The following is a 19725-nucleotide window of genomic DNA, read 5'->3' on the forward strand; positions in this document are numbered from 1 at the left end:
GAGTAATGATGATGAAAACTATTAAACACCTTCTGTGCTGTGCAATTGCCACCAGCGCATTAATTTCCACCGGGGTGCATGCCGCGTCCTGGAAAGATGCGCTTTCCAGCGCCGCCAGCGAGTTAAGCAACCAAAACAGCACCACACAGGAAGGCAGTTGGTCGCTCGCCTCATTAACTAACCTGCTTGGTAGTGGCAACCAGGCGTTAAGCGCAGACAACATGAACAATGCCGCAGGCATTTTGCAATACTGCGCGAAGCAAAAGCTGGCTTCAGTTACCGATGCGGAAAACATCAAAAATCAGGTCCTGGAGAAGCTGGGCCTGAACAGCGAAGAGCAGAAAGAAGATACCAACTATCTGGATGGCATTCAGGGTTTGCTAAAAACCAAAGATGGTCAGCAGCTTAACCTGGATAACATCGGTACGACGCCTCTGGCTGAAAAGGTAAAAACCAAAGCCTGCGATCTGGTGTTAAAGCAAGGTCTAAACTTTATTTCCTGATCCGCATAGCGCCGCGTTTTAGCTATTAACAAACTAACGCGGCCCTTCCCCGCTCTTTTCCCTGTTTCTGGACGTCTTTTCCTCTGTTACACGGGAAGCTTTCTTGCGCAAAAAAGTCTGTTTATAAACTAATTCCTAACAACATCGCATTTTTTTGACACTAGAATTGCAGCTATATGGCAGCACCATTACATTGTGTTTCTCAAAAAATCTTAAACATCGGCTAACCGGCCTGTTTTAGTGAGGATCGCCCGTTGTCAGAACTATTCTCTTTCGCCCTATTTCTCGCCTCTGTGCTGATCTACGCATGGAAAGCGGGACGTAACACCTGGTGGTTTGCCGCCACGTTAACGGTACTGGGGTTATTTGTCGTTTTAAATATTACCCTGTTTGCCAGTGACTATTTTACTGGCGACGGCATTAACGACGCGGTGCTCTATACCTTAACTAACAGCCTGACCGGTGCTGGCGTCAGCAAGTATATCCTGCCGGGAGTGGGTATCGTGCTGGCACTGGCGGTAGTTTTCGGCGCGCTGGGCTGGATCCTACGCCGACGCCGTCATCATCCTCACCATTTTGGCTACAGCCTGCTGGCACTCTTACTGGCGCTGGGTTCTGTGGACGCCAGCCCGGCGTTTCGCCAGATAACGGAGCTGGTAAAATCCCAGTCACGCGACGGCGATCCTGACTTTGCTGCTTATTATAAAGAACCGTCGAAAACCATCCCTGCCCCCAAACTTAACCTGGTTTATATCTATGGTGAGAGTCTGGAGCGGACCTATTTTGATAACGACGCTTTTCCGGACCTCACTCCCGAACTGGGCGCACTGAAAAATGAAGGGCTGGATTTCAGCCATACTCAGCAACTGCCAGGAACGGATTACACTATCGCGGGCATGGTAGCGTCTCAGTGCGGGATTCCACTGTTTGCCCCGTTTGAAGGTAACGCCTCTGCCTCGGTTTCCAGCTTCTTCCCGCAGAACATCTGTCTTGGCGATATCCTGAAAAACTCAGGTTATCAGAACTATTTTGTGCAAGGGGCTAACCTGCGTTTTGCGGGTAAAGATGTGTTCCTGAAATCACACGGCTTCGACCATTTGTATGGTGCAGAAGAGCTGAAAAGTGTGGTGGCGGATCCGCATTATCGCAACGACTGGGGATTCTACGACGATACCGTGCTGGATGAAGCGTGGAAAAAGTTTGAAGAGCTTTCCCGCTCTGGTCAGCGATTCTCACTGTTTACTCTGACGGTCGATACCCATCACCCGGATGGTTTTATCTCTCGCACCTGCAACCGCAAAAAATATGATTTTGACGGTAAGCCGAATCAGTCATTCAGCGCGGTAAGTTGCAGCCAGGAGAACATCGCGACGTTTATCAATAAAATCAAAGCGTCACCGTGGTTTAAAGATACCGTCATCGTCGTCTCATCTGACCATTTAGCGATGAACAACACGGCGTGGAAATACCTTAATAAACAGGATCGTAACAACCTGTTTTTCGTCATCCGTGGCGACAAGCCACAGCAAGAGACGCTGGCGGTGAAGCGCAACACCATGGACAACGGCGCTACAGTGCTGGATATTCTTGGTGGCGATAACTTTATCGGCCTTGGGCGTAGTAGCCTCTCTGGTCAATCCATGTCGGAAGTGTTCCTCAACATTAAAGAGAAAGTGCTGGCGTGGAAGCCCGATATCATTCGTCTGTGGAAATTCCCCACCGAGATGAAAGAGTTCACCATCGATCAGAATAAAAACATGATCGCCTTCTCGGGTACCCATTTCCGTCTGCCGCTACTGTTACGCGTGTCGGATAAACGTGTGGAACCACTGCCAGAAAGCGAATATTCTGCACCACTTCGTTTCCAGTTGGCCGATTTCGCTCCGCGCGACAATTTCGTCTGGGTTGATCGCTGCTACAAGATGGCGCAGCTATGGGCGCCAGAGTTGGCTCTCTCCACTGACTGGTGTGTTTCCCAGGGGCAGCTTGGTGGTCAGCAAATTGTTCAACATGTTGATAAAACGACGTGGAAGGGCAAAACCGCATTTAAAGATACCGTCATCGATATGGAACGCTACAAAGGCAATGTCGATACGCTGAAGATTGTCGATAACGATATTCGCTACAAAGCCGACAGTTTCATTTTTAACGTCGCAGGTGCACCGGAAGAAGTGAAACAGTTTAGCGGGATTTCCCGTCCGGAGTCGTGGGGACGCTGGTCCAACGCGCAGCTGGGCGATGAAGTGAAAATCGAGTACAAACATCCTCTGCCGAAGAAATTTGACCTGGTAATCACCGCCAAAGCATACGGTAATAACGCCAGCCGTCCCATTCCGGTACGCGTAGGCAACGAAGAACAAACCATCGTGCTGGACAATGAAGTGACCACCACCACGCTGCATTTCGAGAATCCAACCGATGCCGACACGCTGGTAATTGTTCCGCCAGAACCTGTATCAACCAACGAAGGGAATATTCTCGGCCATTCGCCGCGTAAGCTCGGCATTGGTATGGTGGAAATCAAAGTGGTGGCGCGTGAAGGGTAATCACTGACTGATTTGTAGGTTAGATAAGACGCGCAAGCGTCGCATCCAACATTGAGTACATAATGCCGGATGCGACGAAAACGCCTTCTCCGACCTACAAAACATTATTGAGAAACAGAAAAAACAGCGCCCAACATTTCCCCGGGCGCTGCATGGCAACTCGATTATCAGAAAGTAATTACGCCCTTAATCAACTCACGATTGTTAATCACATCGCGCTCATAGATTTCTGCCAGCGTGGCGAACGGATAGCGATGGGTTAACATCATGTCGGCAGTAATTTCCCCTTCCGCCATCAGCCGCCCGACTTTCGCGAAATCTTCCGGCGTGGCATTTCGGCTGCCCATCATTGTGGTTTCTTTTTTATGGAATTCCGGATCAGAGAACTGCAACTCGCCTTTAAACAGGCCAACAAATACTACCGTGCCGCCATGACGAATCAGATTAACGGCGTTATTCATCGCATGTTGATTACCTGTTGCGTCGATCACTTTCTGCGCCAGCGAACCACCAAATTGCGCCCGCAACTGGTCGTCAAAATCCTCAGCTGACGGGTCTATCACGGGCAACTCCAGACGCGTTGCCACATGCTCACGCCGCGCCGGACTGGTATCCGCCACCACCACCTGTGCGCCATCGGCTTTAGCGATTGCCGCCGCGCCCAGACCAATTGGTCCCGCCCCGACCACCAGCACCTGCTCGCCGGGTGCAATGGCTGCACGACGCACCGCATGAGCGCTAATAGCGAAAGGTTCAATCAATGCTGCCGCCTGCGGGTCAATACCGTCTGCGGGCAAAATGTTCGCCACCGGCACGCTGAAATACTCACTAAAACCGCCATCCTGATGCACGCCAATGACTGAAATTTTTTCACAGCAATTGGTACGACCGCTTTTACACGCCGGGCATTGCTGACAGGCAACATAAGGGATCACAGCAACTTGCTGACCATTTTTAAGATCAGCAATATTTTTACCCAGCCCAACAATCTCCCCACATATTTCATGACCTAAAACGCGTGGATAACTAAAAAATGGTTGATTCCCCCTCCAGGCATGAATATCGGTACCACAAATTCCGACGACTTTAATTTTAATTAATGCTTCGTTGTCACCCGGAATAGGTATCTCGCGTTGTTTCCAGATTAATTCTTTCGGCTGCTGACAAATTAAAAATTTCATCGTAGACATGATTCGGCTCTCCATCTTTTGTTGCAATAGATATCAATGAAAATTAAAAATGACAGCAAAACAGAAAATCTATTTTGTGAAAACACACACATAAAAATGTTTTAAATATGGTTTTAATGGACTCACAAGGAGAAAATATGAGTCGTTCGCAAAATTTACGCCACAATGTGATTAACCAGGTCATTGATGATATGGCGCGTGGTCATGTCCCTTCACCACTTCCATCGCAAAGTGCGCTGGCGGAAATGTACAACATCAGCCGCACTACAGTGCGTCATATTCTCAGCCACTTACGCGAATGCGGCGTCTTAACGCAGGTTGGAAACGACTATGTTATTGCGCGTAAACCTGACCATGATGACGGTTTCGCCTGTACTACCGCTTCAATGAGTGAACAAAACAAAGTGTTTGAGCAGGCTTTTTTCACGATGATAAACCAGCGTCAGTTACGCCCTGGGGAAACTTTTTCTGAACTGCAATTGGCGCGGGCCGCGGGTGTCAGCCCGATGGTTGTAAGAGAATATCTTTTAAAATTCGGCCGTTATAATCTTATTCAAAGCGAAAAGCGCGGCCAGTGGAGCATGAAGCAATTTGATCAATCCTACGCCGAGCAGCTGTTTGAGCTACGCGAAATGCTCGAAACACATTCACTTGAGCACTTTCTCAACCTGCCTGATCATGATCCCCGCTGGCTGCAGGCGAAAACCATGCTCGAACGTCATCGGCTACTGCGTGACAACATCGGCAATAGCTTTCGCATGTTCTCGCAACTTGACAGAGATTTTCACTCCTTACTGCTTTCAGCTGCCGACAATATCTTTTTTGATCAATCGCTTGAGATCATCTCAGTCATCTTTCATTTTCACTATCAATGGGACGAAAGCGATCTTAAACAGCGCAATATCATTGCCGTCGATGAGCATATGACCATTCTCAGCGCTCTGATTTGCCGCAGTGACCTTGATGCCACCCTTGCGCTCCGTAACCATTTGAATTCAGCTAAACAATCAATGATTCGATCCATTAATGAGAACACGCGTTATGCTCATTAAGTACGGATTAAAAACAGCAAACTATTAGCGGGTGCACGGTTTTATCAAAAGATAAATACCGGGGAATTCCCGCTTACCTATGCTCACAATCAGTCGACTATAAATATTTTTGTGAGCGGTAGTGAAAGCCTAAAACTTTAACCTGCCGTTAATGTCAACCTTGCGTAATGCACAATTACGTAAACAATTAAAATTATAAATACAGGAGTCCGGCGTGGAAAAAGAAAATATCACCCTCGATCCGCGTTCTTCATTTACTCCATCTTCGTCGGCAGATATTCCCGTGCCACCAGATGGATTAGTTCAACGCAGTACCCGAATTAAACGCATTCAAACCACCGCCATGTTGTTATTATTTTTTGCGGCGGTAATCAATTATCTCGACCGCAGTTCGCTGTCGGTAGCAAATTTAACGATTCGTGAAGAATTGGGATTAAGTGCCACCGAAATTGGCGCTTTGCTCTCCGTGTTTTCACTCGCTTACGGGATTGCGCAACTTCCTTGCGGCCCACTATTGGATCGTAAAGGCCCACGTCTGATGCTGGGACTGGGGATGTTCTTCTGGTCACTGTTCCAGGCCATGTCTGGCATGGTGCACAGCTTTACGCAGTTCGTGTTGGTGCGTATCGGTATGGGGATTGGTGAAGCGCCGATGAACCCATGCGGTGTAAAAGTCATTAACGACTGGTTCAACATCAAAGAGCGCGGACGCCCGATGGGCTTCTTCAACGCAGCTTCTACCATTGGCGTTGCCGTAAGCCCACCGATTCTGGCGGCGATGATGCTGGTGATGGGCTGGCGCGGGATGTTTATTACCATTGGTGTACTGGGGATTTTTCTCGCCATCGGCTGGTATATGCTCTATCGCAACCGCGAGCACGTAGAACTGACTGCCGTTGAACAAGCTTATCTCAATGCAGGTAGCGTCAATGCCCGCCGAGATCCGCTCAGTTTTGCCGAATGGCGCAGCCTGTTCCGTAACCGCACAATGTGGGGAATGATGCTCGGATTCAGTGGCATCAACTACACTGCGTGGCTGTATCTGGCCTGGCTTCCTGGTTACCTGCAAACAGCCTATAACCTGGATTTAAAAAGCACAGGGTTGATGGCGGCTATCCCTTTCCTGTTTGGGGCTGCCGGGATGCTGGTCAACGGTTACGTTACCGACTGGCTGGTCAAAGGGGGAATGGCTCCGATTAAGAGCCGGAAGATCTGCATTATTGCCGGGATGTTCTGTTCTGCCGCCTTTACGCTGGTAGTACCGCAAGCGACAACATCCATGACGGCGGTTCTGCTGATTGGCATGGCACTGTTCTGTATTCACTTTGCCGGAACATCCTGCTGGGGATTGATCCACGTCGCAGTCGCTTCTCGCATGACTGCGTCGGTGGGCAGTATCCAGAACTTTGCCAGCTTCATCTGCGCCTCTTTCGCGCCGATTATTACCGGTTTTATTGTTGATACCACACACTCATTCCATCTGGCACTAATCATCTGCGGTTGCGTCACCGCGGCTGGTGCGCTGGCGTACATCTTCCTGGTTCGTCAGCCGATCAACGACCCACGTAAAGATTAATCTCCCTATGCCCGATAACATTTTGCTTATCGGGCATTTTTCATGGCGATTAAAACGTTTCCCAGTTATCCCCGCTATCAGCGACGGCAATTTTGCGCGGCACAACCGGCAACGCTGCGTTTACCACTGGCAAAGCTTCATACTGACGCTGTTGCGTTTGCTGTATACGGAACACCGCTACGGCTTCGGTCAGACGGCTGGCCTGCTCTTCCAGCGCGGCGGCAGCGGCAGCAGACTCTTCCACTAACGCGGCGTTCTGTTGCGTTACCCTATCCATTTCGACAACCGCTAAACCAACCTGATCAATGCCACGGCTTTGCTCATCAGAGGCTGAAGCGATTTCTCCCATAATGTCAGTAACGCGTGTTACGGCGCTGACAATCTCTGTCATGGTTTCCCCGGCACTTTCGACCTGCGTAGATCCGACATCCACTTTACTTACGGAGTCTTCAATCAAGCTTTTAATTTCACGGGCCGCCTGGGCGCTACGCTGCGCCAGGTTACGCACTTCCCCCGCAACTACCGCAAAACCACGCCCTTGCTCGCCCGCGCGCGCCGCTTCAACCGCCGCGTTCAAAGCCAGAATATTGGTCTGGAAGGCAATACCATCGATAACGCTGATAATATCGGCAATCTTCTGCGAACTGGTGGAGATATCGCGCATCGTCTGCACCACGTTATCCACTACCTTGCCACCACGTTGCGCGGTTTCAGAAGCACTTAACGCCAGATGACTGGCCTGACGCGCGTTCTCGGCGTTCTGTTTCACCGTTGCAGTCAGTTGCTCCATGCTGGCCGCCGTCTCTTCCAGTGAAGCCGCTTGCTGCTCAGTACGCGATGAGAGATCGTTATTACCCGTGGCAATTTCGCTGACACCGCTATAAATGGCATTAGCACCGTTACGTACATCTCCGACAGTACGCATCAGTTCACTTTGCATATGGCGCAAACTCTGAGTCAGTTGTCCTACTTCGTTAGAACCATCCACCTCAATGGGTTTTACCAAATCCCCGCCAGCAATATGACAAATGCTTTCGATCAGGCGATTCATTGGCGCTACCAGCGAGGCTTTAATACCAAACCAGACGGCCACAATGACGGCTAACACGACGATCAACACGCCCACCAGCACCCACATCGCCTGGTTGTAGGAAGCATTATTATCGCTGACGGCAATATCGTAGAGACGATCGTTTTGCTCCATATAAGCCATATACAGCTTTTCGAAACCGTCCTGATATCCCTGAGTTGGCTGATCAAAGAACTCATTGATTTTGCCTGCGCCTAACAGCTGGATCAGCTCCGCCAGCGCATTGTGGTAAATATCGTAATTACGTTTGATTTCCGCCGCTGCGGCTGTGCTCTGACGCGGGTCACGCGGCAACGCTTCGTAGTCCGCCCAGTTTTTTTCCGCTTGCTTCAGCGAAATACTGGCACTCTGCATCAGCTCGGCGACGGTTGAACCGCTGCCAATATTGTTCTGATCCATCATGTAGCGGATACCCGCTCGGTTGAGAGTGTTACGTGTCTGCAACAACGCGACCCAGCTGCCATTCAGCGTGGATTGCTGCTGACGAATGGTTTGTAAAACGGAGAAATTTTCTTTGTCATTTTTTAAGGCATTAAAGAACAAACCGCCTGATGTCAGTTGTAAAAGGCCAAAAACGGCCAAAACCAGCAATAAGCTGGTCACGATCTTAATACGTTTAAACATGGTTTCTCTTCCCTCCAGACCTGATACTCAGGTTGTCGGCCTGGTGGTAGAAAACTTTATGATCTGGAGCGGTGTTGAGCGTTTTTTTGTCGCTGCGTACTTACATTTTTTATGAGGGTCACACTCTGGAGCAATTTTTATGGTACAAAGTACCAGTTTTTACTGAATCAGTGATACTCCCATGGCTTATAGCATCGATATCATCTCCTGCATTACCGAACGGTTTATGGCGTTAACCGCCACTGAAAAGCGTATCGCACAATTTATTCTTGATGACGTCTCCGCAGCCGTGGAACTGCCAATTGCTGAGCTGGCGCGGTTAACACAAACCAGCCAGGCGTCGGTTACGCGTTTTGCCCGTGCTCTGGGGTGTAAAGATGTCCGCGAGCTGAAAGTCAAACTGGCGCAGTCACTGGCTATCGGGCAGCGGTTTATTCTCGATGTACCGGATCTTGACGGTGTTCAGGGGATCTACGAATCAATTATCAGCGTGCTGGAAACGCATCGTCGCTCACTGGATATGAACGCCATCAGTCAGGCGGTCAGTTGGTTAAGTCAGGCGCGGCAAATTCTTGCATTGGGAACGGGCGGCGGTTCTACCATCTGCTCGCAGGAGATCCAGTACCGTCTGTTCCGTCTGGGGTTACCGGTGGTCAGTCAGAACGACTCACTCATGATGAGAATGATGTGCTCGGCGGTTATGCCGCAGGATGTGGTGATTGTACTGTCGCTGGGCGGTTATACACCGGAAATCATCGAAAGTGCCGCAATCGCCCGTCAGTATGGCGCGCGTGTTATTGCCATTACGCCAGCACAAACACCGCTGGCAGAACAGGTGGATCTGGTATTGCCGTTGCTGGTTCAGGAAAGTGATTACATTTTTAAGCCCACCCCTTCCCGTTACGCCATGCTCGCGATGATCGATGTGCTGGCAACAGAGCTGGCTATGGCAAATAAAGCGCAGGCGAAAGATCGCCTGCGGCGGATAAAACTGGCACTAGACAGCCACCGGGGTGGCGCTAACCGCCAGCCACTTGGCGATTAGCACTATTGGTTATGCCTCTTCAGGTTTGGTGATCACGACACTCTGGTTTTCACGCTCATTGGTGATAATAGCCAGAGCTTCTTCCCGGCTGATCTCGCTTGCTGGCGTTACCAGCGTCACCAGTACGCCAGCGACCAGGCTTCCCAGCACTGACGGAATACACGGGTTACCCCAGTAAGCCAGCCAGTCGGCATTCATCAGCACCACAATGGACATCACCATACCGCTCACTAACGCCGCCAGCGCGCCCTGCCAGTTAAAGCGTAGCCAGAAGCGACCGAGAATCGAGCAGATAAACAGCCCGGACATCAGCATCGAAATCATTTTGGTAATGTAGCTGATGATGTCGTTAGAGGTCAGAGCAAAGACCAGCGCCAGGCCAATAACAAAGGTCAGCATCCAGCGTGAGTAAGTGATTGCCTTGTTCTCCGGCGGCATTCTGCCGGTAACCATGGTGTAGACGTCGCGCATCATAATCGCCACCGCAGCGATGGCATCAGAGCTGGCGGAAGACATGGTGGCAGAAAGCCCAGCAATCAGTACCACCAGGCCAAGCAATGGCGGCAGAAAACTGGTGGCGAACAAGAAGGCATAGTTACTGTTTTCCAGATTCGGGTTCATGGTGAACGCCGCCATGCCGATAATGGCAGGCAGAATCGAGAAGAACAGATACAACACGCCAGTAATAACAAACGAACGGCGTACAGAGGGAACATCTTTACCCGAGTAAATACGCTGGCGATAAGACGGTGTGGCCAGCACACCTACGCCAATAACCAGCGCCAGCGAAAGCGCAGGCAGCACGCCCATTTTATCAATCGCAAACAGGCTCATCGCTTTTGGGTCCATCGCCTGTTCAATCGCACTCCAGCCGCCAACGTGAACAACGGCGAGAATAGCCATCAAAATAAAACCAAAGAACAGAATTAAGGCCTGAATGGTGTCTGTCCACACTACCGCCGAATAACCGCCGATAATAACGTAAATCGCAAAAGCTAAGGCGATAATTAATTTTGCTACAGTAAGATCAATACCTGTTGCCCAGGCAAGATACATACTGCCACCTAAAATATGCGCGCCCAGCCAGCCAATAGAGGCAATAAATATCATCAGACCGACAATATTTTTAATTAAATGACTCCCGCCAGTATAATAAGAGAGTTCTTCACTCATGGTCATAAAACGTAATTTACGTACTGGAGCAAACAGCCACGCCACCAGCAATATACCTACGGCCCCACCGACGCCATAAAGCATTCCGGCCCAGCCATTACTGTAGCCAAAGCCCACTGCGCCCATACTGGAACCCGTGCCAACCATCGTGGCAACGGTTGAACCCAGCGTCAGAAACAGCGGCAGCGAACGCCCGCCCAGCAGAAAATCTTCTCCGCTTTTCTGATTACGAGAAACAAACCAACCAAGCCAAATCATGGCGATGGCATAAATAATAAAGCCGACTAAAAAGATATGACTGTTCATAATTCACATCCTGCCAGTAGAGAGAAAATAATGTAAGAGTTCCCGGAGTGCTGAATGTATTCAGCACTCAATTGCGGTCTGTTTTTTTAATTCTTAAATTTATTAGCGGGTCGCGTTATAACAGGTCACATCAACTTCGACTTTACAATCGACAACCAGATCAGCCACACAACAAATACGTGCAGGCGGATTTTCGCCAAAAAATTCTCTGAATACTTTATTAAATGACTGGAAATAGCGGGCGTCGGTCAGGATCACTTTCACGTGAACCACATCCGCCAAGCTATAACCGGCTTCGGTCATGATGTCGACACAGTTTTGGATCGCCAGTCGTGACTGTTCAACGATACCGCCTTCTACCACTTCACCGTTTTTCATGGGGGTTTGCCCGGAGACGTACAGCCAGCCGCCCGCCTCAACCGCCCTGGCAAACGGCAAATGCTGCCCGCCAGTGCCTGTTCCACCTTCCGTACCGTAACGTTTAATGCTCATATTCACTCCTTAATGTGAGGTCTGGCGGCGCAGGAAACGGCCCGCACGGCCTGTAATATGTTTATCGCGACCATAGCTCATAACGCCATTTACCATCACCGCTTCAATGCCATCTGCCGGGCGTTTGGGATCAGAAAAACTGGCAGCATCACGAATGGTTTGTGGATCGAACAGCACCAGGTCCGCAAAATAGCCGACTTTCACCAGTCCACGCTGGGGCAGACGAAAACGGCTGGCAGAAAGCCCGGTCATTTTGTGGATAGCCGTGGTCAGCGGGAATAAGCCTTCATCACGACAATAGTGACCCAGCACGCGAGGGAAAGCGCCCCATAAACGCGGATGCGGCATGGGATCATTGGGCAGACCGTCAGAGCCAATCATACTGACCGGATAACTCAACACTCGGCGGACGTCGCGCTCGTCCATGTTGTAATAGATAGCCCCGGCAGGCATTAGCAGCTTCGCAGCCTCCAGCATACTCATCTGCCAGTCGATGGCGATTTGTGCCAGTGTTTTCCCGGCCTGCTGCGGATGTGTTTGTGACCAGGTGATCACAATATCGAATTCGTCGGTGACTTGTTTGAGATCCAGCGTTGAAGAGCTGGCCGAGTAAGGGTAGACATCGCAGCCAATTTCCTGGTGTTGACGCATTTGGTCAAAAAAAGCCAACGTTTCTTTTGTCCGCCCCCAGTTTTTCGCCCCGGCGCATTTATGGTGGGAAACCACGACAGGCACTTTGCCATGACGCCCAATACGAAACGCCTCATCCAGCGCATCCAGAATCGGTTCGAATTCAGAACGCAGATGAGTGGTATAAACCCCCTTCTCACCGGCTAATTCTTCCGCCAGCGCCATTACCTCTTCGGTAGTCGCCTGAAATGCCGTGGCATAAGCCAGTCCGGAACTTAACCCCAGCGCTCCCTGACTCAACGCCAGACGTAAGTCGGCACGCATAGCGGCAATTTCATCCGCCGTCGCCGGGCGAAACAGGTCGTCCATATGATTATTACGCAGCGCCGTATGACCAATCAGCGTGCCTACGTTCAGTGACGGTCTGGCTGCTTCCACTGCCTGGGCATAGCTTTCAACGGTGGGATAAATAAAGTGCTCCGCTTCCCCCAACAGATTCATCGGGTCAGGGACTTCGCCTTTCATTTTCGCCGACGCTGCACTGATCCCGCAGTTGCCGACAATCACGGTGGTGATCCCCTGGCTGATTTTTGGCAGATATTCCGGGATGCGAATAACGTTGATATCGTCATGGGTATGAACGTCGATAAACCCTGGTGCCAGCACCCGTCCTTCACCGTCAATGACCTGCTGCGCCGTAACGTTAAGCGCAGGGGCTATATCGACAATCCGATCACCTGTTATTGCCACGTCACCGCGAAATTCAGGGCCGCCGCTGCCGTCGATAACCGTCACATTTTTGAATAACCAGTCAACCTGCATGTTCGTCACTCCATTTCTGCAATGGTGATAAGTTAACCATTTACAAGGATGAAAAACAGTGGAAAACTACGCAAAACCCAGATGATTTTCTGATACTTTTATTCACAAATCATAAGATAAATAAACTAAATACCTATATTTCATTTAGTTACAAATGATACTCGCATCCGATACGGTGAAAAACTCAAAAGGTAAATGTTATGAAATACCAATCAGAACCTCTGGTTCCCCATAAATCTGCTCTGATGCAAATGCCCGCAAATATCCTTGCCGAAGATGTTTGTTTACCTACCGCGATCATTAAAAAGCAGGCTCTGGAGAACAACATTATGTGGATGCAACGCTATGCTGACGCGCGCGGCGTTTCGCTGGCACCGCACGGTAAAACCACCATGACGCCGTGGATTTTTCAGGCGCAGCAGGCGGCTGGTGCCTGGGCAATTGGTGTCGGTAGCGCGTGGCAGGCTGGTGCGGCAATGGCGAGCGGTATTCAGCGTGTGCTGATGGTTAACCAGTTGGTCGGCAAGGCGAATATGCAGTTGATTGCCCAGTTGCAACGGCATTACCCGAAAGTCGATTTTATCTGCTGTATCGACAGCATTGAGAACGCCCGCGCTTTGTCTGCCTTTTTTGCCAGCCAGCAACAGACGCTGAACGTGATGATTGAGCTGGGGGTTCCCGGCGGGCGCTGTGGTTGCCGCTCAACGGATGCCGCACTGGCACTGGCTAAACAAGCGGCCCAATTACCAGGGCTACGTCTGCGCGGGCTGGAGTTATATGAAGGTGTTTTACACGGTGACGATCCACAACCGCAGGTAGAAGCGCTGCTGCGCGATGCCGCACAACTGGCTTGTGATATGGCAAGTCTGGTTGATGGCGAGTTTATTCTCACCGGAGCAGGCACGGTCTGGTATGACGTAGTGTGCAATATCTGGCTGGCGGCAGAAAAGCCTGATAACTGCCGGATCGTCATTCGCCCAGGCTGCTACATCACCCATGACGCAGGGATCTACGACATCGCGCAACAGCAATTGATCGCCCGTGATCCAGTGGCTTGCGATCTGGCAGGCGATCTCACATCTGCACTGGAACTGGTCGCCATGGTGCAATCGGTGCCGGAGGCCGATCGTGCAGTGGTTAATTTTGGTAAGCGTGATTGTGCCTTCGACGCCGGACTGCCACAACCGGTCGCCCACTACCGCAACGGCAAGCCACTGGCGTTTGATCCTGAGGCTATTCGCAGTGTCGGCATTATGGATCAGCACTGCATGTTGCAACTGTCAGCTAATAGCGACGTGCAGGTGGGGGATATTCTGGTGTTTGGCACTTCCCATCCGTGCCTGACCTTCGACAAATGGAAAACGTTGTTATTGACTGATGACGACTACAACGTACTGGCAGAGCTGGATACGTTGTTTTGATATCGCAGATGGCGGGATCCTTCCCGCCATTAATTGTATGTATATCCTTTAGTATCTATCAGCTACTTAAGGATCGAATATCGTCATAGAGTGATTGGCTGATCTCTACACCCTGTTGCTCACTGCGCAATCGTGCCTGGTAGCGACGTTCTCCTGGCAGGCGCGCGCCCTGTGCCTGCATCTGACTAAACAGTGTTTCCGCCCTTGCCAGATGCCTTCCGGCATCCTCACCAAGAAAACGCTGCGGATCGAGTGCCAGGATCAACTCTCCACCATATGGCAAACCACCTGCACCATTATCCCACGCAAGAGACTCAGCACTGGTCATATCGCCAATCAGTGGCCCCGCAATCAGCTCCACCATCGCTGCCAGTGCCGAACCTTTATGACCGCCGAAGGTTAACATTGCTCCGTCCAGCACAGCTTGTGGATCGGTGGTGGCATTGCCATTACTGTCGATCCCCCAACCTTCAGGAAGTGATTTCCCGGCTCGCTGATGTAACTGAATCTCACCGCGTGCCGCCGCACTGGTCGCCATATCAAAAATAAATGGCGGCTGTTTGTCGCGCGGCCAACCAAACGCGATTGGGTTAGTACCAAAAAGAGGTTTGCGCCCCCCTTTCGGCGCAACCCAGGCATGGCTTGGCGTGGTCGCCAGCGCCACCAGTCCGGCTTCAGTCAGCGGTTCAACATCCGCAAATAAGGCGGAGTAGTGAACACAATGATTAATCGCCAGTGCTGCAATCCCGCACTGACGCGTTTTCTCGATCAGTAACGGCAGTGCCTGCTGATAAGCCAACAGCGAATAGCCACCTTTGGCATCGGCCTTAACGATTGCCGGAGCCTGAGATTCCACTGTCGGCAGAGCATCGGCAGAGACTTTCCCTTTTCGCAGCGTGTCAACAATCCCCAGCAGTCGCCATAAACCGTGCGAGGCACAACCGTCGCGCTCCCCGGCGGTAACGTTTTTCGCAATCACCACCGCATGTTGCTCACTAAATCCGTTACTGATGAGCGCATGATAGGCTAGTGCGTAAGCCTCTGATAACGAGAGGATTACTCTATCCATTTTCTACTCCTTTATTCTTCTTCATCCCCGTTAAAGTTCGCCCGAGGAAGGCAGGTGTATGCGCCCCAGTAATAAATTCCCAACGACATCAGCGCGACGACGATAGTATCCCACGGGTGACCTATAATGCCGCTACCGCCAAAACTACCCAACCAGGAAAACAGCATAATCAGGGCATAGAAGGCAATAAGCCACAATGAAGATTTAATCTGCTGCGCCAGGCTGACATGCTGAACAGGCACTTTCGACTTACAAACCACGTAAACCACAAACATTACGATTTGTAGCCCCAGCAGCCAGGAAAGCGTTCCCCAACCAGACCAAAAAACAATCAGCGCGGAAATCATAAAAGAGAGTGGGCCGAGCACCGCAAAACCACGAACGCGGAACGGGCGCGGCATATCTGGTGCATTACGACGCAGCCCGGCAGCTGTAACTGGCGCGATGGCGTAGCTCAGTACCAGAGCCGCAGAAACCACGCTAATCAATTGCTCCCACGACGGGAACGGCAGCGTCCAGAAGATAGATAAACCAAACGTCAGCCACAGTGCCGGACGTGGAATACCTGACTCCTTATCGATATGAGTAAAGGTTTTAAAGAATGTCCCCGCCTTCGCCCAGCCATAGATCACGCGCGGTGTCGCATTCATGTAAATATTGCCAGTGCCGCTGGGAGACACAATAGCATCACATACCACCATAAATGCCAGCCAGCCCATCCCAAGGGTAATGGCGATATCACGATACGGCAGCGAATAGTTCTTACTGATCTCCGCCCAACCCCCACTTAGCGATTCAGTAGGAATACTACCCAAAAAGGCTATCTGCAGCAGAACGTAGATGATGGTCGAGAGAATTACCGAGAGGATCAGCGCAAATGGGATGGTACGTTGCGGATTTTGCGCCTCGCTGGCAACGGAGATAATCGGTGTCAGCCCAAGGTAAGCGAAGATAATCCCACCCGCGCTAATTGCCGCTTCCACTCCTGACATACCAAATGGAGCCATACCCTGTATATGCAGATTCTCCGGTTTGAAGAAGGCAAATAACGTTATTACCACCAGCAACGGCACCAGAAACTTCAGCACACTAATAAAATTGTTCGAGCGGGCGAACGTTTTGACACTGTAGTAGTTCAGGGCAAAAAAGAAGCACAACAGTAAGAACTGCACCACCCAGCCTAACAGCGTCGGGTCACTGCTCCCCGTCTGCGTCAGCGCCGGAAACCAGGCGGCAGCATATTGCCGTGCGGCTACAATCTCAATGGAGATCAGGCTGGAGAAGGCAATCAGGGTAATAAAACCCAGCAGATAGCCCATCAATTCGCCGTGCGAAAATACCGGGTAACGAATAATACCGCCCGCGCGGGGAAGCGCCGCCCCCAGTTCGCAGTAAATAATCCCCAGTAGCAACACCGCAAAACCGCCAATAACCCAGGAAGCAATCCCGGCTGGGCCAGCGATCGATGCGACATGGCTGGCAGCAAACAGCCAGCCAGAACCAAAAATCGCCCCCAGACCAATAAAGGTCAAGTCGGTGAGCGTTAACTGCTTTTTAAACTTCCCCGACTCAACAACGACGGTTTGCGTGCTTTGGGTAGAAGGAATTGTCATAGTGATGCCCTTCAATGAGTCAACAAGGAGGAAATGGCTTCCCGGGTCCACTGGCCGTTAACCAGGCGCAGCAGGTTTAATGGATTACTGTCCTGCAACGCAGGCGGTAATAGAGCAGCAGGTACATTTTGCAGGCATACCGGGCGCAGAAAACGAGTAATGGACAGCGTGCCTACGGACGTGCCGCGCGCGTCGGTGGTTGCCGGGAACGGACCACCGTGTACCATGGCATCGCAAACCTCGACGCCGGTGGGATAGCCATTGAACAATACGCGTCCGGCTTTATCAGCCAACAACGGCAATAAACGACCAGCCAGTTGCCGGTCATCCTCATCCGCCTGAAGTGTGGCAGTAAGTTGCCCTTGCAGAGCGTTAATCACCTGCAACAACTCCCCTTCATCAGCGGCTTCAACCACAATCGCGAGCGGCCCGAACACTTCCTCCTGCAACAGAGGATCTTTTTCAAGTACGCTTGCCACCTGAGCCTGATAGAGACGAGCTTCTGCACGTCCGGTCTGATGATTATCGTCCCCCGCCAAACACTGAATTGTCGGATGTCCTGCCAGTTTCTCTACGCTGTGGCGATAGTGCTCAAGCGTGGAGGCGTTCAGCATGAGTTGCGGTGAGGCGGCATTCACTTTCTCAACCAGTTGCTGCAAAAAGTCCGCGTTTTTCTCCCCCTTCAGCAACACAATCAGGCCTGGTTTAGTGCAGAACTGTCCACATCCCAGCGTGAACGACGCGACTAAATCGCGGGCCAGCGTATCGGCACGTACTGATAGCGCCTGCGGCAGAATGAAAAAGGGATTGAGAGCCGACATTTCGGCAAAAACCGGTATCGGCTGTGGACGCTGTTGAGCCAAACGAAAGAGCGCCATGCCACCACGTAATGAGCCGGTAAAACCCACCGCCTGAATTGCGGGATGTTTCACCAGTTCAGCACCGATATCAGTACCGAAAATCATATTGAATACGCCTGCGGGCATGGCGCATTTAGTCACGGCACGAGCGATCGCTGACGCGATAATTTCTGCCGTTGCCATATGCCCAGGATGCGCTTTCACCACTACCGGGCATCCTGCAGCCAGTGCCGCTGCTGTATCACCACCGGCGGTAGAAAAAGCGAGTGGAAAGTTGCTGGCACCAAATACCGCCACCGGGCCGAGAGCCGTTTTATACTGGCGCAAATCCGGTCGAGGCAAAGGCTGACGCTCCGGCAACGCAGTATCAATTCTTACCTCAAACAGATCGCCCCGACGTAATAACCCGGCAAACATGCGCATCTGCCCGCTGGTTCTTGCCCGCTCTCCCTGTAAACGCGCCAGGGGTAACGCTGTCTCCTGATGTGCCGTAGCGAACAGTTCGTCGCCTGCCGCATCAAGTTCATCGGCGATGGTTTCTAAAAAATCGGCACGTTGCCCGGCACTGGTCTGTGAATAGCGCACAAAAGCCTGCTGCGCCGCAATAGCCGCCTGCGCGGCCTCCTCTACGGAGGCCGGGTAAAAACGTTGCCCGGTAGGTTCGCCATCCTGCGATCGCAGGCTGACCAGCGACGGTTCACCGCTGGCAACACGTTGCCCGGCGATGAACTGTTGCCCGGTGAAAGGGAAAGTTTCAGTCATAGTCTCTCCCCACCTCAAAGGCCCACGTCCGGCAGCGCAGGGCGAGTCGCCAGCGCTTTCTCAACTATCGCCACAACCTGGGCACGCGTTTCACCTTCCAGCGCCAGACGCGGCGGGCGAGTAACCTCACTGCCACGCCCCAACAGGGCTTCGCACAGCTTGATACATTGCACCAGGTCAGGACGCGCATCGAGATGCAGCAGTGGCATAAACCAGCGATAGAGCGCCATAGCCTCGTCAAAACGCTGTTGTTTTGCCAAACGGAACAACGTCTCACCTTCGCGTGGGAAGGCGTTTGACATCCCGGAAATCCAGCCTTCAGCGCCCACCGCAATGCTCTCAACCACGACATCGTCCAGCCCTGCAAACAGCACAAAGCGATCTCCTACCGCATTACGAAGATCGATAAAACGACGAGTATCACCAGAGGAATCTTTAAAGCAGACAATATTTTCGCAATCAGCGAGTGTTTCCAGGATATCAGGGGTGACATCGTTTTTATAAATCGGTGGGTTGTTATAGACCATGATCGGCAGGTCGGTCGCCATTGCCACACTGCGGAAGTGCGCTGCAGTTTCATGGGGCTTAGACGAGTAAACCAAAGCAGGCATCACCATAACGCCATCAACACCGACCTTCTCGGCCTCTTTTGCCATCGTCCGGGCAAAGGCGGTGGTGAACTCAGCAACCCCGGCAATCACCGGAATTTTTCCGCCAGCAGCATCTTTCGCGACTTCGATGATTTGCAGTTTTTCCTGAGTGGTAAGTGACGTGTTTTCTCCTACGCTACCGCACACTACCAGGCCAGAAACCCCGTCTTTAACCAGGTTTTTCATCACCGCATGGGTGGCATCCAAATCAAGTGAGTAATCACTACGGAACTGAGTGCTAACCGCCGGAAAAACGCCACTCCAGTTAATCGCTTTATTGCTCATCTTTGGTTTCCTTATT

Annotated in this window: 15 protein-coding genes; 6 read left to right on the plus strand and 9 right to left on the minus strand. The window is 51.4% G+C overall.

Annotated features, from left to right (window positions below; genetic code table 11):
• The first annotated feature begins 8 nt into the window (after nucleotides 1–8).
• Entirely contained in the window at nucleotides 9–503 is a 495-nt protein-coding gene (gene yjjA, locus AACS80_RS03715) for a DUF2501 domain-containing protein YjjA (RefSeq protein ID WP_135410928.1), read from the plus strand.
• 254 nt (nucleotides 504–757) lie between these two features.
• The gene (gene opgB / locus AACS80_RS03720) at nucleotides 758–3049 is read left to right on the plus strand and encodes a phosphatidylglycerol--membrane-oligosaccharide glycerophosphotransferase (protein ID WP_135410915.1); all 2292 of its coding nucleotides are present in this window, start codon (nucleotides 758–760) and stop codon (nucleotides 3047–3049) included.
• A 167-nt stretch (nucleotides 3050–3216) separates the two neighbouring features.
• Here opgB and lgoD read toward each other — a convergent pair whose 3' ends face one another.
• The gene (gene lgoD / locus AACS80_RS03725) at nucleotides 3217–4239 is read right to left on the minus strand and encodes an L-galactonate oxidoreductase (protein ID WP_135410914.1); all 1023 of its coding nucleotides are present in this window, start codon (nucleotides 4237–4239) and stop codon (nucleotides 3217–3219) included.
• Nucleotides 4240–4376: 137 nt separating this feature from the next.
• On the opposite strand from lgoD, the gene AACS80_RS03730 reads away from it, so the two are divergent.
• Together AACS80_RS03730 and AACS80_RS03735 are read left to right on the plus strand one after the other, a co-directional pair.
• Complete coding sequence (locus AACS80_RS03730) at nucleotides 4377–5291, plus strand: GntR family transcriptional regulator (protein WP_135410913.1); 915 nt, start codon at nucleotides 4377–4379, stop codon at nucleotides 5289–5291.
• 214 nt (nucleotides 5292–5505) lie between these two features.
• Nucleotides 5506–6867, plus strand: coding sequence for an MFS transporter (locus AACS80_RS03735; protein ID WP_000410143.1), 1362 nt, complete (start codon nucleotides 5506–5508; stop codon nucleotides 6865–6867).
• Nucleotides 6868–6916: 49 nt separating this feature from the next.
• On the opposite strand, the gene tsr is transcribed toward AACS80_RS03735, so the two are convergent.
• Nucleotides 6917–8581, minus strand: coding sequence for a methyl-accepting chemotaxis protein (tsr, locus tag AACS80_RS03740; RefSeq protein ID WP_135410912.1), 1665 nt, complete (start codon nucleotides 8579–8581; stop codon nucleotides 6917–6919).
• 181 nt (nucleotides 8582–8762) lie between these two features.
• Between tsr and AACS80_RS03745 the strand changes: the two genes are divergently transcribed.
• Nucleotides 8763–9626, plus strand: coding sequence for a MurR/RpiR family transcriptional regulator (locus tag AACS80_RS03745; protein ID WP_064530245.1), 864 nt, complete (start codon nucleotides 8763–8765; stop codon nucleotides 9624–9626).
• Nucleotides 9627–9635: 9 nt separating this feature from the next.
• Here the strand turns inward: AACS80_RS03745 and AACS80_RS03750 are convergent, their stop codons facing one another.
• The 3 genes from AACS80_RS03750 to AACS80_RS03760 form a co-directional block, all read right to left on the minus strand.
• Nucleotides 9636–11105: a sodium:solute symporter family protein gene (locus AACS80_RS03750; protein ID WP_130259575.1), complete on the minus strand. Its 1470-nt coding sequence runs from the start codon at nucleotides 11103–11105 to the stop codon at nucleotides 9636–9638.
• A gap of 102 nt (nucleotides 11106–11207) precedes the next feature.
• Nucleotides 11208–11597, minus strand: coding sequence for a RidA family protein (locus tag AACS80_RS03755; RefSeq protein ID WP_000023754.1), 390 nt, complete (start codon nucleotides 11595–11597; stop codon nucleotides 11208–11210).
• Between the two features lie 9 nt (nucleotides 11598–11606).
• Nucleotides 11607–13049, minus strand: a complete 1443-nt coding sequence (locus tag AACS80_RS03760; protein WP_138183655.1) for an N-acyl-D-amino-acid deacylase family protein — start codon at nucleotides 13047–13049, stop codon at nucleotides 11607–11609.
• A gap of 200 nt (nucleotides 13050–13249) precedes the next feature.
• On the opposite strand from AACS80_RS03760, the gene AACS80_RS03765 reads away from it, so the two are divergent.
• On the plus strand, nucleotides 13250–14470 hold the full coding sequence (locus AACS80_RS03765; protein WP_135410911.1) for an amino acid deaminase: 1221 nt from the start codon (nucleotides 13250–13252) through the stop codon (nucleotides 14468–14470).
• A gap of 58 nt (nucleotides 14471–14528) precedes the next feature.
• Here the strand turns inward: AACS80_RS03765 and AACS80_RS03770 are convergent, their stop codons facing one another.
• Genes AACS80_RS03770 through AACS80_RS03785 form a run of 4 tightly spaced genes read right to left on the minus strand, consistent with a single transcriptional unit; the run spans nucleotide 14529 to nucleotide 19709 of the window.
• On the minus strand, nucleotides 14529–15539 hold the full coding sequence (locus tag AACS80_RS03770) for an Ldh family oxidoreductase (protein ID WP_135410910.1): 1011 nt from the start codon (nucleotides 15537–15539) through the stop codon (nucleotides 14529–14531).
• A gap of 11 nt (nucleotides 15540–15550) precedes the next feature.
• Entirely contained in the window at nucleotides 15551–17152 is a 1602-nt protein-coding gene (locus AACS80_RS03775) for an APC family permease (protein WP_130204740.1), read from the minus strand.
• Between the two features lie 11 nt (nucleotides 17153–17163).
• Nucleotides 17164–18774 carry an aldehyde dehydrogenase (NADP(+)) gene (locus tag AACS80_RS03780; protein WP_135410909.1) on the minus strand — a complete coding sequence of 537 codons (1611 nt, stop codon included), beginning with the start codon at nucleotides 18772–18774 and terminating at the stop codon, nucleotides 17164–17166.
• Nucleotides 18775–18788: 14 nt separating this feature from the next.
• Nucleotides 18789–19709, minus strand: a complete 921-nt coding sequence (locus AACS80_RS03785) for a dihydrodipicolinate synthase family protein (RefSeq protein WP_130204736.1) — start codon at nucleotides 19707–19709, stop codon at nucleotides 18789–18791.
• Nucleotides 19710–19725 lie beyond the last annotated feature (16 nt).

Origin of the sequence: Escherichia sp. E4385 (assembly GCF_963883145.1) — a bacterium.
Taxonomy (GTDB): Bacteria; Pseudomonadota; Gammaproteobacteria; order Enterobacterales; family Enterobacteriaceae; genus Escherichia.

Coding starts and splice junctions, on each gene's coding strand:
- AACS80_RS03785 (WP_130204736.1), bottom strand. CDS start 19,709: ATGAGCAATAAAGCGATTAACTGGAGTGGCGTTTTTCCGGCGGTTAGC.
- AACS80_RS03745 (WP_064530245.1), top strand. CDS start 8,763: ATGGCTTATAGCATCGATATCATCTCCTGCATTACCGAACGGTTTATG.
- tsr (WP_135410912.1), bottom strand. CDS start 8,581: ATGTTTAAACGTATTAAGATCGTGACCAGCTTATTGCTGGTTTTGGCC.
- AACS80_RS03780 (WP_135410909.1), bottom strand. CDS start 18,774: ATGACTGAAACTTTCCCTTTCACCGGGCAACAGTTCATCGCCGGGCAA.
- AACS80_RS03730 (WP_135410913.1), top strand. CDS start 4,377: ATGAGTCGTTCGCAAAATTTACGCCACAATGTGATTAACCAGGTCATT.
- AACS80_RS03755 (WP_000023754.1), bottom strand. CDS start 11,597: ATGAGCATTAAACGTTACGGTACGGAAGGTGGAACAGGCACTGGCGGG.
- yjjA (WP_135410928.1), top strand. CDS start 9: ATGATGAAAACTATTAAACACCTTCTGTGCTGTGCAATTGCCACCAGC.
- AACS80_RS03770 (WP_135410910.1), bottom strand. CDS start 15,539: ATGGATAGAGTAATCCTCTCGTTATCAGAGGCTTACGCACTAGCCTAT.
- AACS80_RS03760 (WP_138183655.1), bottom strand. CDS start 13,049: ATGCAGGTTGACTGGTTATTCAAAAATGTGACGGTTATCGACGGCAGC.
- AACS80_RS03750 (WP_130259575.1), bottom strand. CDS start 11,105: ATGAACAGTCATATCTTTTTAGTCGGCTTTATTATTTATGCCATCGCC.
- lgoD (WP_135410914.1), bottom strand. CDS start 4,239: ATGTCTACGATGAAATTTTTAATTTGTCAGCAGCCGAAAGAATTAATC.
- AACS80_RS03765 (WP_135410911.1), top strand. CDS start 13,250: ATGAAATACCAATCAGAACCTCTGGTTCCCCATAAATCTGCTCTGATG.
- AACS80_RS03775 (WP_130204740.1), bottom strand. CDS start 17,152: ATGACAATTCCTTCTACCCAAAGCACGCAAACCGTCGTTGTTGAGTCG.